Origin of the sequence: Aeromicrobium panaciterrae (assembly GCF_039537165.1) — a bacterium.
In the GTDB taxonomy this organism is placed as follows: domain Bacteria; phylum Actinomycetota; class Actinomycetes; order Propionibacteriales; family Nocardioidaceae; genus Aeromicrobium; species Aeromicrobium panaciterrae.
The window spans coordinates 2647792-2660988 of record NZ_BAAAZZ010000002.1 but is presented as its reverse complement, the minus strand read 5'-3'; the positions used below and the strand labels follow the sequence as shown (position 1 = coordinate 2660988).

14 protein-coding genes are annotated in these 13197 nt (G+C 70.1%); 1 reads left to right on the top strand and 13 read right to left on the bottom strand.

What is annotated here, in order from left to right:
* Nucleotides 1-3: 3 nt before the first annotated feature.
* Nucleotides 4-606, top strand: coding sequence for a hypothetical protein (locus ABD683_RS13960; protein ID WP_344770563.1), 603 nt, complete (start codon nt 4-6; stop codon nt 604-606).
* Here ABD683_RS13960 and ABD683_RS13955 read toward each other — a convergent pair.
* The 13 genes from ABD683_RS13955 to nadB form a co-directional block, all read right to left on the bottom strand.
* The gene (locus tag ABD683_RS13955; RefSeq protein WP_344770562.1) at nt 603-3272 is read right to left on the bottom strand and encodes a hypothetical protein; all 2670 of its coding nucleotides are present in this window, start codon (nt 3270-3272) and stop codon (nt 603-605) included. The genes ABD683_RS13960 and ABD683_RS13955 overlap by 4 nt on opposite strands.
* Nucleotides 3273-3301: 29 nt before the next feature.
* Nucleotides 3302-3733 carry a TadE/TadG family type IV pilus assembly protein gene (locus ABD683_RS13950; protein WP_344770561.1) on the bottom strand — a complete coding sequence of 144 codons (432 nt, stop codon included), beginning with the start codon at nt 3731-3733 and terminating at the stop codon, nt 3302-3304.
* The gene (locus ABD683_RS13945; RefSeq protein WP_344770560.1) at nt 3730-4137 is read right to left on the bottom strand and encodes a TadE/TadG family type IV pilus assembly protein; all 408 of its coding nucleotides are present in this window, start codon (nt 4135-4137) and stop codon (nt 3730-3732) included. The genes ABD683_RS13950 and ABD683_RS13945 overlap by 4 nt, the downstream gene beginning before the upstream one ends.
* A complete protein-coding gene (locus tag ABD683_RS13940) occupies nt 4134-4532 on the bottom strand; it encodes a TadE/TadG family type IV pilus assembly protein (protein ID WP_344770559.1) in 399 nt (132 codons plus the stop codon). Before ABD683_RS13940 ends, ABD683_RS13945 begins: the two co-directional genes overlap by 4 nt.
* Nucleotides 4533-4537: 5 nt before the next feature.
* On the bottom strand, nt 4538-4753 hold the full coding sequence (locus ABD683_RS13935) for a Flp family type IVb pilin (protein WP_344770558.1): 216 nt from the start codon (nt 4751-4753) through the stop codon (nt 4538-4540).
* Nucleotides 4754-4781: 28 nt separating this feature from the next.
* On the bottom strand, nt 4782-5696 hold the full coding sequence (locus ABD683_RS13930; RefSeq protein WP_344770557.1) for a type II secretion system F family protein: 915 nt from the start codon (nt 5694-5696) through the stop codon (nt 4782-4784).
* Nucleotides 5693-6562: a type II secretion system F family protein gene (locus tag ABD683_RS13925; RefSeq protein ID WP_344770556.1), complete on the bottom strand. Its 870-nt coding sequence runs from the start codon at nt 6560-6562 to the stop codon at nt 5693-5695. Before ABD683_RS13925 ends, ABD683_RS13930 begins: the two co-directional genes overlap by 4 nt.
* Nucleotides 6563-6564: 2 nt before the next feature.
* Nucleotides 6565-7872 carry a TadA family conjugal transfer-associated ATPase gene (locus tag ABD683_RS13920; RefSeq protein ID WP_344770555.1) on the bottom strand — a complete coding sequence of 436 codons (1308 nt, stop codon included), beginning with the start codon at nt 7870-7872 and terminating at the stop codon, nt 6565-6567.
* A 164-nt stretch (nt 7873-8036) separates the two neighbouring features.
* Nucleotides 8037-8813: a CpaE/TadZ family protein gene (locus ABD683_RS13915; RefSeq protein WP_344770554.1), complete on the bottom strand. Its 777-nt coding sequence runs from the start codon at nt 8811-8813 to the stop codon at nt 8037-8039.
* Nucleotides 8813-9568: an SAF domain-containing protein gene (locus tag ABD683_RS13910; RefSeq protein WP_344770553.1), complete on the bottom strand. Its 756-nt coding sequence runs from the start codon at nt 9566-9568 to the stop codon at nt 8813-8815. Before ABD683_RS13910 ends, ABD683_RS13915 begins: the two co-directional genes overlap by 1 nt.
* A 130-nt stretch (nt 9569-9698) precedes the next feature.
* Nucleotides 9699-10820: a cysteine desulfurase family protein gene (locus ABD683_RS13905; protein ID WP_344770551.1), complete on the bottom strand. Its 1122-nt coding sequence runs from the start codon at nt 10818-10820 to the stop codon at nt 9699-9701.
* Complete coding sequence (gene nadC, locus ABD683_RS13900; RefSeq protein WP_344770550.1) at nt 10821-11663, bottom strand: carboxylating nicotinate-nucleotide diphosphorylase; 843 nt, start codon at nt 11661-11663, stop codon at nt 10821-10823.
* Complete coding sequence (gene nadB / locus ABD683_RS13895) at nt 11656-13197, bottom strand: L-aspartate oxidase (protein ID WP_344770549.1); 1542 nt, start codon at nt 13195-13197, stop codon at nt 11656-11658. Before nadB ends, nadC begins: the two co-directional genes overlap by 8 nt.

Sequence of the window (13197 nt, the reverse complement as noted above, 5' to 3'; positions counted from 1 at the left end):
GCCGTGAGAGCGACAACCATGCGCACCCGTGCCGTGACAGCCGTGCTCGTGGCGACCCTGGGGTTGTCGGTGGCCGCGTGCGAGGGCAGCGACAAGCCCACCCCCACCACCACTGGAGTGCTCGAGGCGGGCGACCTGCCGGCCACGCCGGAGTCGAGCGCATCGGCCAAGGTGACGCCGCAGCTGTCTCAGTACTGCGGATTCGACTACGCCGGCATCTTCGGTCCGGGATTCGACATCGACGGCGTCGAATACAGCGATGTCGACGGAGCGACGATCGTCAGCACGGTCAGCCGGCTTCCCGGCACCAATCTCACGGAGGCTCGCATCGGCGACATCCGCGCTGAGTTCGAGCGGTGCCGAGCGTCGACCGAACCCGGCCCGGACGGCGAGCGACTCAAGGAGATCCCCGTCGGCGAGGGACGGTTCGGCTATGAGTCCTACGCCAAGGACGGCTCGCTGGAGGGTCGCGTCGGCTTCGCGTACGCCAAGCAGGCCTATGTCACCGTCAGCACGACGTTCACCGCCGGCGCCGACACGAGCCTCGACCTCACGGCGCTCCTCGCCCAAGCCGTCACTCGCGCGGACGCAGCGGCGAAGAGCTAACCGCTCGTCGCGAGCGTGCCCGTGTCGGGCATGAGCTCGTCGACGAGAGCCTCGGTCTCGGCGTCCAGGGCGATCCCGTACAACGCCACGCCCATCTCGTCGAGGGTCAGCCGTACGCCCGCGACACCGCTCGACGCCGAACGAGCGCGGATCAGCTCACGCCACAGCTCCTGGTTGCCGGGGTTGATGCGCAGGCCCGCCTCGGCCGCCGAGGCGACACCACCGGGATCGTCGCCGAGCAGGGCGCACAGACGCAGCGCGGCATCGGCGATGACGTTGACCATCGCGCGCGGCAGGCCGTCGCGGACGATCCAGCCGAAACGCCCCTCCGGGAGCTTGGCGAACGGTTCGCCGCGAACCATGCCGAGCCCACGCCTCAACAGGTCGGCTTCGTCTCCCGCCGAGCTCGCTCGCCTCGACTCGAGCAGGAGGTTGCGTGCGACATCCCAGTCGCACACGACCGACGGTGCGAGCGACAGTCGGCCGTCGGCGTCGCTGCGGAGGTTGTGGTTGCCCTCGGCGTCAGTGCCGAGCCAGGCTCGTGCCCGGGAGATCCCGGCATCGCGTACGTCCGGGGTGACGCCGCGGGGCCAGACGATCCCGCCCAGGACGTTGGGGTGCACCCCTTCGGGGTGCATCGCGAGGTAGACGACCATCTCGGTGGCGACATCGGTCCGATCCGGGGTCAGGTCGCCCGCGCCGTCGACACCGATCGGCCCGAGCACGCCGACCCGGCGGGGTGCCGTGCTCCAGTCCGCGTCGTCGTGCGTACGCTGCGGGGCCGCGATCGTGACCCGCTGTCCGGTGTCGGGCTCACCGACCTCGAGCGTCGCGGTGAACAGCTCCGCGACGGCCTCGAGCTGCGCCGGGCCGATGCGGGAGGCGTGCAGGGTGAGCTCGAGGCTGGGAGCCGACAGGATGCCGTGCTCGTCGACGGTCAGGCGCCACCGTGATGCCCGGTGCTCGCCGGCGACGACGATCGAGAACGCCTGCCGGGCCGCACCGGCCAGCGCGCCGAGCCTGACGGCCAGCTCGGCCTCTGGGGACTCGCCGAGAACGAGCACCGTGGAGGGCACGAATCCGCGCCGGCTCATGCGGCCGGTGAGGACATCCTGGCGGAGCCCGACGATCTGCTCCTCGATGCGATCGAGGTCGTCGTTCAGGTCATCGACGACCGTGATGCGCGCGTCACCTATCTCACCGATCGATGCGGGGATGCCGCTGGAGATGACCCGCAGCTGGTCGGTCCACGGCGACGTGGCCGCCTGGACTGCGATCGACGTGGCGACCTGCGACGCCATGGCGGGGTCGCCCGAGATGGAGATGACTCCCCCGGCGGCCTCGAGGTCGAGCATGACGTCACGCCCCTCGGTGTCGACCCCAAGGCTGACCAGGGCCGGATAGGGCACCGTCCCGTGCTCGACGCTCTCGTGGTCCGTACGCTCACAACGCCAACGGCGGCCGCCGTCGATCGCGGTCCAGCCCTCGGCGGCCTGCGGCACGGCGGGCGACAGCAGCAGCTCGATCGAGTCGTCGTCGACCGTGGCACCGTATGCCGGCGGTGGCTCGATGCCCTGCTCGCGGCACTCGCGGGCCAGGCGACGGAGGACCTGATCGACCCATCCCGAGCGGGCGTGCGTCGCGGCGATGCGGAGGTCGGACTCGACGTCCAGCGCGTCGTCCTCGGGGTCTCGACCCAGCCGGCGGCGTCGACGCAGCGCGAGCGAGCCCACGATCCCGGCGGCGAGCAGGCCTGCGCCAGCCCACCATGGCGTCGACTCGACCCCGGCGACGTCGGTGGCATGATCGACCGCGTCGGCCGAGCTCGTCGGCGTGTCGACCGGGGCGGCCGGGGTCACCGGCGCGACGGGCGTGGCCTGGATGACCGGTACGCCGGTGGCGTCGTCAGGCATCACGAACTCCCAGCCGGGCTGGATCAGGCGTGCCAGGTCGACCGTCTGGCCATCGTGCTGGATGCGGTCCTTGTTGAGCTCGAAGATCTCGGTGTAGCGACGTCCGTCGCCGAGATGGTTCTCGGCGATGTCCCACAGGTTGTCGTGGTAGCCGTCCTTGGGCGCCTTCACGACGTAGACCTTGCTGCCAACCATCTGGTCGGCAGCCTTGGTCGCCGAGTCGGAGACGGCGACCGGTTCGGACACGTCGGGTGTCACCGGCGCGGGCGTCACCTCGGTTGCCGCTGCCGCCACGGGAGAAGATGACGTGCTCGGACCGGAGGCGGCCTGCGCGGGACCGGCGATCAGTCCGGTCAGGAGCACGGCTCCGACGAGCAGCCGGGCTGCGGTCTGCACCGGGCCGGCGAGCGGCAACGAGCGCGCCACACCACCGCGCCGGGCTGCCGCGGCCTCCACCACGACACAGATCACGAAGTAGGCCCATGCGAGCCAGACGACGCCGACCAGCACGGCCAACAGGTCATCGAAGCTCAGCTCCTTGGCGAAGTCGCGCATCGATGGAGCGCCGGTCGGCAGCGGCGGTGGACCGGACAGGACCAACAGGATGGCCGGGATGCCGATCACGAGCGCCATCAGCGCCAGCGCGGCACCGATCGTCTCGCCGGTGCTTCGCTGCACGCTCTGCTCGGAGAACCGCCCGGCGGCAAATCGCGCCGGATCGGTAGACCTGGGTTCGGTGCCGATGTCATTCATGATCGTCCCTTCAGGGTCGTTCGCGCTCATCATGGGCCTGCTGGATCTGGTTCGGTCTCGGGAGTCGCACTCGCAGCGGCCTCGACGTCGTACGTGTCGATGCCGACCAATCCGAGAATCATGGTGTCGGTCGTGTCGCGGACCGTGACGCTGACCGTCTCGCCCTCGATGTCGAGGGAGTACTGGCCTGGCGTGTAGCCGCGGCCGTTGAGGTAGTCGGCCGAGCGCCGCGCAGCGAGGTCGGGGTCAATGACGATCCCCCCGCCGGCTCGGAGGATGTCGAGGTTGATCGAGTCTGCGCCGACTCGCGACGCCTGCTCGGCGTCATCGGCGACACGCATCCTGGCGTTGATCGCGAGTCCCCCATCGACGACGAGGCCGGCGCACACCATCAGGACGATCGACATGCCGAGGACGAAGATCGATGCCGATCCGCGCTCGTCCAGCCTGACTCGCCTCATTCGGTCCTCCGGTAGGTGTCGAGCGGGGCGCTGGCCGAGGCACGAACCTCGAGGCTGCCGGTCAGCCCGATCAGGCCGAGTCCTTCGTTGGGTACGTCGCAGGTCAGGGTGACCTCGACGTCGCCACCGGACTCGAAGTCGCCGCCCAGGTCGCCGACCCGACAGGTGGCATAGCCGTCGAGCGCCGAGGTCGCGACGTCGGATGCGGCGTTGGCTGCGGAGTCGTAGCTCCGCTCGTACGACGCGGCGCGCGCTGCGTCGCGGGCAGCGGCCTCGATGTCGGCACGCACCGAGACGTACCGGCCTCCTGCGACCACGAGCAGGGTGAACATGAACAGGATCGGGATCATGATGACGACCTCCACCGCCATCGAGCCCCGCTCGTCCTTGCGCGTCCGGGTCATCCGTCGTCCTCGCGGAACTCCTCGATCGGTCCCTGGACCTCCTCGGTCACCCGCGGCGACCTGAGGAACGGCAGGAGCTGTGGTGCGGAGCCCGAGACCGTGACGCGCATCTGGTCCTCGCCGACCTGCTGCACCTCGACCGAGACGTTCTCGAGCACACCGCCGCCGAGGTAGCCGGCGTAGCTCCGGCCCTTGGCCTCGCCCTGACCGGCGTCGCCGGTGACCCGCGCGACTCTCGCCGCCTCTCGCGCAGCCGCCGAGGCGGCCTGGTTGCCGAGATAGATCAGCGCGAACTGCACCGTGATGATGATCGCGATCATGAGGAGCGGCATGTAGAGCACCAGCTCGACCGCGCTGGTGCCCCGCTCCCCTCGTCGTCGCGATCGGGTGAACATGGGTCCTACTGGCTCTGGATCTTGTTGCCGATGTCGCCGGCCTCGCCGACCAGCGCCGCCCGCAGGATCACGGCGACCGCCAGACAGATGCCGACGACGATCGCGGCGATGATGACCCATTCGACCGCGGATGCTCCGCGCTCGTCGCGGGTACGGTCGACACGGCTGTGAAGCAGCGCCATCAGGAAGCCGATGGGCGATCCCGGGTTGATGTTGTTCATGTGTGTCCTCCGTGGTGGTGGTCTGGTTTCAGAATCCGGCGATCTCGGAGATGGCCGGATAGATGAGGAAGAGCAGGAAGCCGACGCACAGCAGGAGCTGGGCGATCAGCATGGACTGCGAGCGTTGACCGGCGCGGCTCTCGGCGTCGGCCAGCTCGCGCTGGCGCATGGATGCGGCACGCGCGGACAGGGACGCACGCACCTTGGCTCCGTCCTCGGCGACGAGGGCGAGCGCGGCTGCCATGTCTCGCAGCTCGTCGACGGCCATCTCGCGGCCCAGGTCGCCCAGCGCCGCCCACGGTGTCACGCCCTGGAGCCGCGCAGACTCCATCGTGTCGCGGATGCGGACCATGGCCCATCCGTCGCTCAGCTCGGATGCCGACGCAAGTGCCTCGGGCACACCGCGGCCGCCGGCGAGGTTCATCGAGACCAGGTCGAGGAAGGCGCTCACGACGTGGCGGAAGTCGCGCCGGCGGTCCTTCGCCTCGGACGCCAGCTGCAGCGTGGCCAGGGCGCCACCTCCCAGCGCCCCCACGACCGCGAGCCAGAGGGGAACGACGAAGCTCGTGCCCCAGAACGCCACCACCGGAGCAAGCATCACGAACGGCGCCACCAGACCTGCGAGTGACGCCAGCACGCTCATGCCGAGGTGGGTCTCGACGGATCGGCCCATCACGGCGAGATCGGAGCGGATACCCGCCGGCACCGGCAGCCCCCGCGCCTCCAGGAACGTCGCAAGCGTCGCTCCCACCTTGCGTACGCGCATCGACTCGGTCTGGTGACGGCGATCGGCGGTGAGCGTGGCGGTCCGCTGGTTGCGCATGCGGGCCGAGTCGAGACGGGCCAGCTCGGCGGCCGGGGTGCCCGTGCCGTGGTCGAACATCAGCACGACGACGTAGACGCCGACACCGGCGAGTGCACCCGCGAGCAGGACAAGCGTCACGAGCGGGCCTCCTGCGCCTGGCCGGCATTGAACAGGAAGCGCGCGGGAAGCTCGAACACCGAGAGGCGGCGCATCCACGCGAAGCCTGCGGCGAAGAACGCCAGCACGATCACGAGCACGACCTGGCCGAGCGGCGAAGAGTAGGGCTCGACGTAGTCACGGTTGAAGATCGCCAGGCCGAGCACGAAGATCACCGTGATGGCGACGACGATCTGTACGCTGCGCCGGGTGCTGGATCGGCCGGCGCTGACGCGGCGGCGCATCTCGAGCTCCTCACGCGCGGAGTCGGCCAACGAGGTGAGGACCTCCCGCAGTCCGGGACCACGCAGGCGCGAGTTGAGGATCAGTGCGGCCAGGATCAGGTCGGCGCTCGAGTCGTCGAGGTCGTCGGCCAGCCCTTGCAGCGCGACGGGCAGCGGCGTGCGTACGCGGAGGCGGTCGGCGAGCGTCGTCAGGTGACCGGCGATCGCCGGCGACGCGGCGTACGCGGTCGCGGGAATCGCCTGCTCGAGGCCGACCGCACCGGCGATCGTGTCGCGCAGGGACTCAGTCCATGCGGCAAGACCCTCCAGGCGCGCGATCGCGCGCTTCTCGATGCCGGCGCCGCCGAACAGGGTCGGACCGAAGACCACCAGCACGCCCGTGGCGATGGCGAGCACGGGCCACCGGGTCAGCAGCAGGATCAGCAGACCTGCGCCGACCGCGAGCGGGACCTGGGAGCCTGAGGCCCTCAACGCGGGCAGCAGGGTCGACGGCGGGCGTACGACGCGCTTGGCCTCCCGAGGACGCAGCGACCACAGGAGCAGCACGCCGGCAGCGCCGACCAGTGCACCCAGCAGGACGATCGTCAGGAGAGTCGGAGACACGCTCAGACCTCCTGGCCCTGGAACAGCCCGGGCCGGTAGCCCGCGGCGATCAGCTCGTCGAGGCAGCTCACGGCAGCGGCCGGCTCGATCTCACCGCCGGGACCTTCGCGGAACACCTCGCTCGACAGCACGCGTCCGTCGACACCGTTGACCTCGCGTACGGAGGTGATCACGCGACGCAGCGAGCCGCCCTCGTCGAACTCGTTGCGGCGCTCCAGGAACACCACGAAGTCGATCGCGCCGCCGATCAGCATCATCGTCGCGTCGGCCGGCAGCCGCTCCGCCGACTGGATGGCGTAGGTGCAGATGCGGTTGAACACCTCGAGCGAGGAGTTGGCGTGGATCGTCGACAGCGAGCCGTCGTTGCCCTGGCTCATCGCATTGAGCATCGTGACGATCTCGTCACCGAGCACCTCGCCGACGATGACGCGGTTGGGGTTCATGCGCAGCGAGCGACGTACGAGCTCAGCCATCTGGATGGCGCCCTGGCCCTCGGAGTTGGGCAGGCGCTCCTCGAACGCGACGACGTTGGGGTGCAGGTCGGTGAACTCGCCGAGGCCCAGCTCGAGGGCACGCTCGATCGTGATGAGCCGCTCCCCCGGCGGGATCTCGTTGGCCAGGGCACGAAGCAGCGTCGTCTTGCCGGCGTTGGTGGCCCCGGCGATCATGATGTTCTTGCGCGCACCGACGGCCGCCGACAGGAACGACGCCAGCTCGGGCGTCATGGTGCGGCTCTCGACGAGCATGTCGAGCGACACCCGGCTCAGTCGCGCACGACGGATCGACAGCGACGGCCGCTGGGTCACGCCCATCACGGCGGACAGCCGGCTGCCATCAGGCAGTCGGAGGTCGAGCTGGGGGTTGGACGTGTCGAACGGGCGGCTGGTGAGCCCGGAATAGGCACCCAGCACCTGGACGAGCTCGACCAGCTCGTCGTCGGACTCGGCAACCGGCGGGAGGCGGCGTTCCTCGCCGTTGGCGTAGCCGACGAACACGTTGTCGCAGCCGTTGATGTCGATGTTCTCGACCTCGGGGTCGTCGAGCAGCGGCTGCAGCCGGCCGACGCCGTAGAGCGCGGCGTGGATGCCGTAGGCGAGCTCTTCCTCCTCTGCGCGGTCGGGCGGGGTGCGGCCCGCGGCGATCTCGCTGCGCGCGTGGGCCTCGAGCACCCGCGACACGACGGCACGGGCGAACTGCCGCTCGTCGTCGGAGCTCATCAGCGGGATGCCTGCCTCGGCGTCCTCGCGACGCTGGCGGGAAAGCGTGTCGGCGACCTGCTCGCGCAGTCGCCTCAGCAGCTGCTGGTCCACTAGGGCGTGCCTCCTTGTTCCGATTCGGTCAGGTCGCGTGGCATCCGCGCCCGATCCGGCAAGGCAGAGGAGGAAGGCGGACCGAGGTTGTCCGTCGACCGACGATAACGCCGCCGGGCGGGATGCGGGGTCGCGCGGCCCGGATCGGAGCAGGGAGGCATGTCCTAGCTCACCCCCGTGGTGCTGCGGGTTGCGGCGAGGGCTCGTACGCGCTCGGCCACGTCGAACAGCGACCGGATGTAGAGCGAACGCAGGAGCTTGCGCGGCGACTCGGTGTGGAGCCCGGCGACGGTACGCGGGTCATAGGCGATGACTCCCAAGGGAGCTGCCGTGAGACCCGACGACGCCAGCAGCCGTTCGGTGTCCTGGGCTCCCCGGGTGTCGCCGGGGTCGCCGACGAGTGCGTAGCCCACGCGCAGGTCGGGGATCGTGCCCATGCGGGCCGACTCCTGCAGCGCGCCGAGGCGGTGACGCAGGTGGGAGATGCCTTCGAGGTCGCCCCTCGCGACGAACACGACGGCGGACGACGCCTCGATCACCGGCATCACCGGTGTGCCGGGCGTGAAACGGCCGCAGTCGGCGAGCACATCGGCGTCATGGGTACGCAGGGCTGTCGCGATGTGCGGCCAGGACGTGCCGAGCCCCTGCACCTGTCCGGGCGAGGCGACGCCGGTCAGGACCTGGAGACCGTCGTCGGTGGGCTGTAGGTGCTGGTCGAGCTCACCCGCGTGGCCCCCACGCAGGGCGGCTCCGAGCGAGACGAGGCCGCGGTCGTCGTCGAGCGGCATGCCACCCGGCGCCCGATGGCGCAGCGCGATGTCGCCACCGATGGGATCGAGGTCAGCCGCCACCGCCGGCTCGGCCCACATCGAGGCGAGCGTGGTGACGGCCAGGCTCACACCTGGCGATCCCTTGGCCGAGACGAATGAGAAGAGCGCCATCAGGAGTTGCCCAGGGTCAGGAGCCCGGCGTCCTCGACGGACACACCGCGCTTGATGAGTGCGAGACCGAGCTTGTCGTTGCCGGCTGCGTCGACGACGGCATCGGCGGCGGTGGCGGGTACGAGGAGCGTCGCGCTGGCGCTCGAGCCGCTCCCGCCGAACCGGTCGCCGTCCTTGCTGGACGACGTGAGGAACAGGCCCACCGCCAAGGGCTGTGCGACGGCGGAGCCGTCGCTGATGCGGATGATGCGCACCTGGTCGCCGGATCGCAGGTCGCCGGGGACCTGACCCTCCGTCAGGGGTACGCCGACACGCACTGCGGTGGTGTTGAAGGGTGCGCCCTTGACCAGCATCGAGGTGTCGAGCAGCTGGCCCGAGCTGAGGCTCGTACGCGCGTAGGTGCCGATCACGGTGTTGGCCTGGTCCTCGGGAATCAGCATCAGCCCCTCGCTGGCGACCTCGGCTGTCGAGAGCATGTCAGCGGTGATCTGGGTGCCGACCGCGACGTCCTGCTTCAGCACGATCACGGGCTCGCGCGAGTCGAGGCGCAGCGCGAGGAGGCCGGCGAGTGCAGCCCCGCCGACGATGAGCAACACGGCCAGCGCACCCAGGGCCGGGCGACGGCGACGCGGCGGCGAGGGCAACGACGGGCCCACCCCGTTGGCGCCGGCCTTCGTGCCGATGCCGCGTGACGCGCGCTGGCGCTGACGGTCCTGCACCGTGGTCGCAGAGTTGCGCGTTGATTCCTCAGTCATGCGATGAGCCCCCAGAACGAATCCATGAACAGCCTTTGCGGGGCTGGTTGTTTCGCGAGCACCCGAAGGCGACTCGCGTTTCAGAGTTTAGGTGACTCCCGGGGGCGTGGCGAACCGACCCCTGACCGTCTCAGGCGCCAATACCGGTCACGGCGGCGACTGCTCGTACGAGGTCTGCCGCGGCGGTGGAGAGGTCGGCGGGGCGGGTGGCCCGGCCGAACGTGAAACGTACGGCGGTCTGCGCGGTCTCGGGGTCGTAGCCCATTGCCGTGAGGACGTGCGACGGCTCGTCACTGCCGGCGGCACAGGCGGATCCGCTGGACACGACGATGCCTCGGGACTCCAGCTCGACGAGGATCGCCTCACCGCTGGTGCCGGGGAACACGAACGACGCGCTGCCGGGCAGCCGTTGTGTCGGGTGGCCGGTGAGCCGGGCGCCGGGAACCGTCTCAAGCACCTCACGGATGAAGTCGTCGCGCTTGGCGATCGTGGCGGTGGGTGAGCCACCGGCAGAACGCAGAGCGGTGGACATACCGACTGCCGATGCGACGTTCTCGGTACCGGATCGCCGCCCGGACTCCTGGCCACCGCCGTGGATCAACGGCTCCCACCGGGTGCGGCGCTGGACGTACAGGACACCGATGCCCTTGGGACCGCCGAGCTTGTGCCCGGAGATGCTCATCGCCTGGATGCCGAGCCTGCCGACGTCGAGGTCGAGCCAACCCGCGGCCTGCACGGCGTCGGTGTGGAACGGGGTGTCGCCGGCGATCGCGGCGAGCTCGGCGATCGGCTGGATCGTGCCGACCTCGTTGTTGGCGTACTGGATGCTCACCAGCGTCGTGTCCGCGCGGATCGCGGTCTCCAGCGCCTCGGGCGCCACGATCCCCTCGTGGTCGACGTCGAGCACCGTGATCTCGTAGCCCAGCCGGCCCAGCCACTCGGCCGACTCGAGGACCGCGGGATGCTCGACGGCGGACACGATGACGTGCTTGCCCCGGGGAGCCGCGAGCGCGATGCCCTTGATCGCGGCGTTGTCGGACTCGGTGCCGCCGGACGTGAACGTGATCTCGGAGGCCTTGGCACCCAGCACTTCCGCGACATCGGCGCGAGCCCGCTCAAGCGCCTGGCGGGCGGCGTCGCCGACCTCGTGGTGGCTCGACGGATTGCCGTACTCGGTGCTCAGGTAGGGCCACATCGCTTCAAGAACTTCCCGTGACAAGGGAGTCGTGGCGGCCTCGTCCAGATAGATCATTCAGGACACCGTGATGTCCAGCCCGAGGTCGAGGGCGCGCACGCTGTGGGTCAACGCGCCAACCGAGATGATGTCGACTCCGGTCGCGGCGACGTCCGCGATCGTGTCGAGGGTGATGCCGCCGCTGGCCTCGACCAGCGCCTGGTCGCCGATCTGGGCGACGCCCGCACGCAGGTCCTCGAGCGAGAAGTTGTCGAGCATGATCGTGTCGGCCGCCCCGGAGGCGAGCACGGCGTCGATCTGGTCGAGCCGGTCGACCTCGACCTCGATGTGCGTCGTGTGCGGCAGGTCGGCCTTCGCCTGTTTGAGCGCCGTCGTCAGGTCGTCGATGACGGCGAGGTGGTTGTCCTTGGCCATCACGGCATCCGACAGCGAGTAGCGGTGGTTGTGCCCGCCGCCGCAACGTACGGCGTGACGCTCCAGCGCGCGCAGGCCCGGCGTGGTCTTGCGGGTGTCGACGACGCGGGCGTTCGTACCCGCAACCGCCTCGACGTACGTCGCCGTGAGCGTCGCGATGCCGGTCATGCGTTGCACGAGGTTGAGGGCGACCCGTTCGGCCTGGAGCACCGCCCGGGCGGGGCCGCTGACCGTGGCCAGCACCGTGCCCCGGCCGAACCGGTCGCCGTCCGCGGCCTTCATCGTCACCGTGACGGCGGGATCGAGCGTCGTCATGGCGACCTCGAACACCTCTGCGCCGGCGAAGACGCCCGGCTCCCGTGCCACGAGGTCGGCGGTCGCCGTCGCGGTGGCGGGTACGAGGGTCTGGCCCGTCAGGTCGCCGAACGGCGCGTCCTCGTCGAGAGCCATGTCGACAATGCGTTGGATGTGGCGACGTTCAAGCATCTGCGACCACCGACGAGTGGTGTGCCTGTGCGGGATCGGTCTCCGGGAAGTCGGTGCGGTAGTGGCCGCCGCGCGACTCCTCGCGGGCCAGCGCGCTCGTCATCACGGCACGGGCGACGACCAGCAGGTTGGCGTCCTCGGCCGACTTCGCGTCGTTGACCGTCGGGGCCTTGAAGCCCTTGAGCTTGGTGATCGCCGCCGTGAGGTCAGCACCGTTGCGGGCGAGGCCTGCCGCGTCCCACATGAGGCGCTGCAGGTCGGTGCGGTTGACGTCGTCGGCCGACGGGTCGTCGAGCAGGTCGACCGCGATCGGCGCGGGCCAGTCGTCACCTGCGGCCGCGACAGGCTGCGGGTCGGCGATCCCCTCGATCCCCTCGATCACCCGTGTGCCGTAGACCGCGCCCTCGAGCAACGAGTTGGAGGCCAGCCGGTTTGCGCCGTGCAGCCCGTTGCAGGCGGCCTCGCCGACGGCGTACAGCCCGGGGAGCGAGGTACGTCCCCACTCGTCGGTGCGGATGCCGCCCATGTAGTAGTGCGCCGCCGGGGTCACCGGGATCGGCACCTCGCCCCAGTCGAAGCCCTGCGCACGGCAGGCCGCATCGATGTTGGGGAAGCGCTTGGCGAGGAACTCCGCGCCAAGCGCCGTCGCGTCGAGTCGTACGGGCACTCCCGGCTGCTTCGCCATCTGCATCGCGATGCCACGGGCGACGACATCGCGGGGTGCGAGCTCACCGTCAGGGTGCACGTCGAGCATGAATCGCTTGCCGTCGGCGTCGATCAGGGTCGCGCCCTCGCCACGTACGGCTTCGGACACCAGGAAGTTGCCGGGAGCATCGAGTGACGTCGGGTGGAACTGGTAGAACTCCAGGTCGGCGGCGACGACACCGGCTCGCAGCGCCATGCCCAGGCCGTCGGCCGTCGCGACGGCGGGATTGGTCGTATAGGGGAACAGCTGTCCCGCTCCCCCGGTCGCCAGGATCACGTGGTCGGCGCGCAGCTCCTTGCCGTCGAGCAGGGTCACACCGACGCAGCGGCCGTCCTCGATGGCCAGGTCGACCACGGTCGTCTGGGTCTGTACGTCGATGTCGCTCTCACGCACCCGATCGATCAGTGCGTACGCGATGCCGGCGCCCGTGGCATCACCGCCCGCGTGCAGGATCCGGGGGTAGTCGTGAGCCGCCTCGAGACCGTGCGAGAGCTGGCCGTCGTGGCGGTCGAACTTCACGCCACGCTCGATCAGCTCATCCATCGCGGCGGGCCCCTCGGCGCACAGGATGCGGACCGTGTCCTCGTCGGACAGGCCGGCACCGGCCACGAGCGTGTTGTCGACATGCGACTCGACCGTGTCGCCGAGCTTGGGTGCGCCGGGATCCGCCATGTTGTCGATCACCACGGCCACGCCGCCCTGCGCAAACCTGGTGTTGCTCTGTGCGAGCGTCGCCTTGGTCAGCAGCGTGACGTCGTACGAGCCGACGGCCTCGAGCGCAGCCGTCATTCCAGCGACCCCGCTGCCGACGACGATGATGCTGGGCAT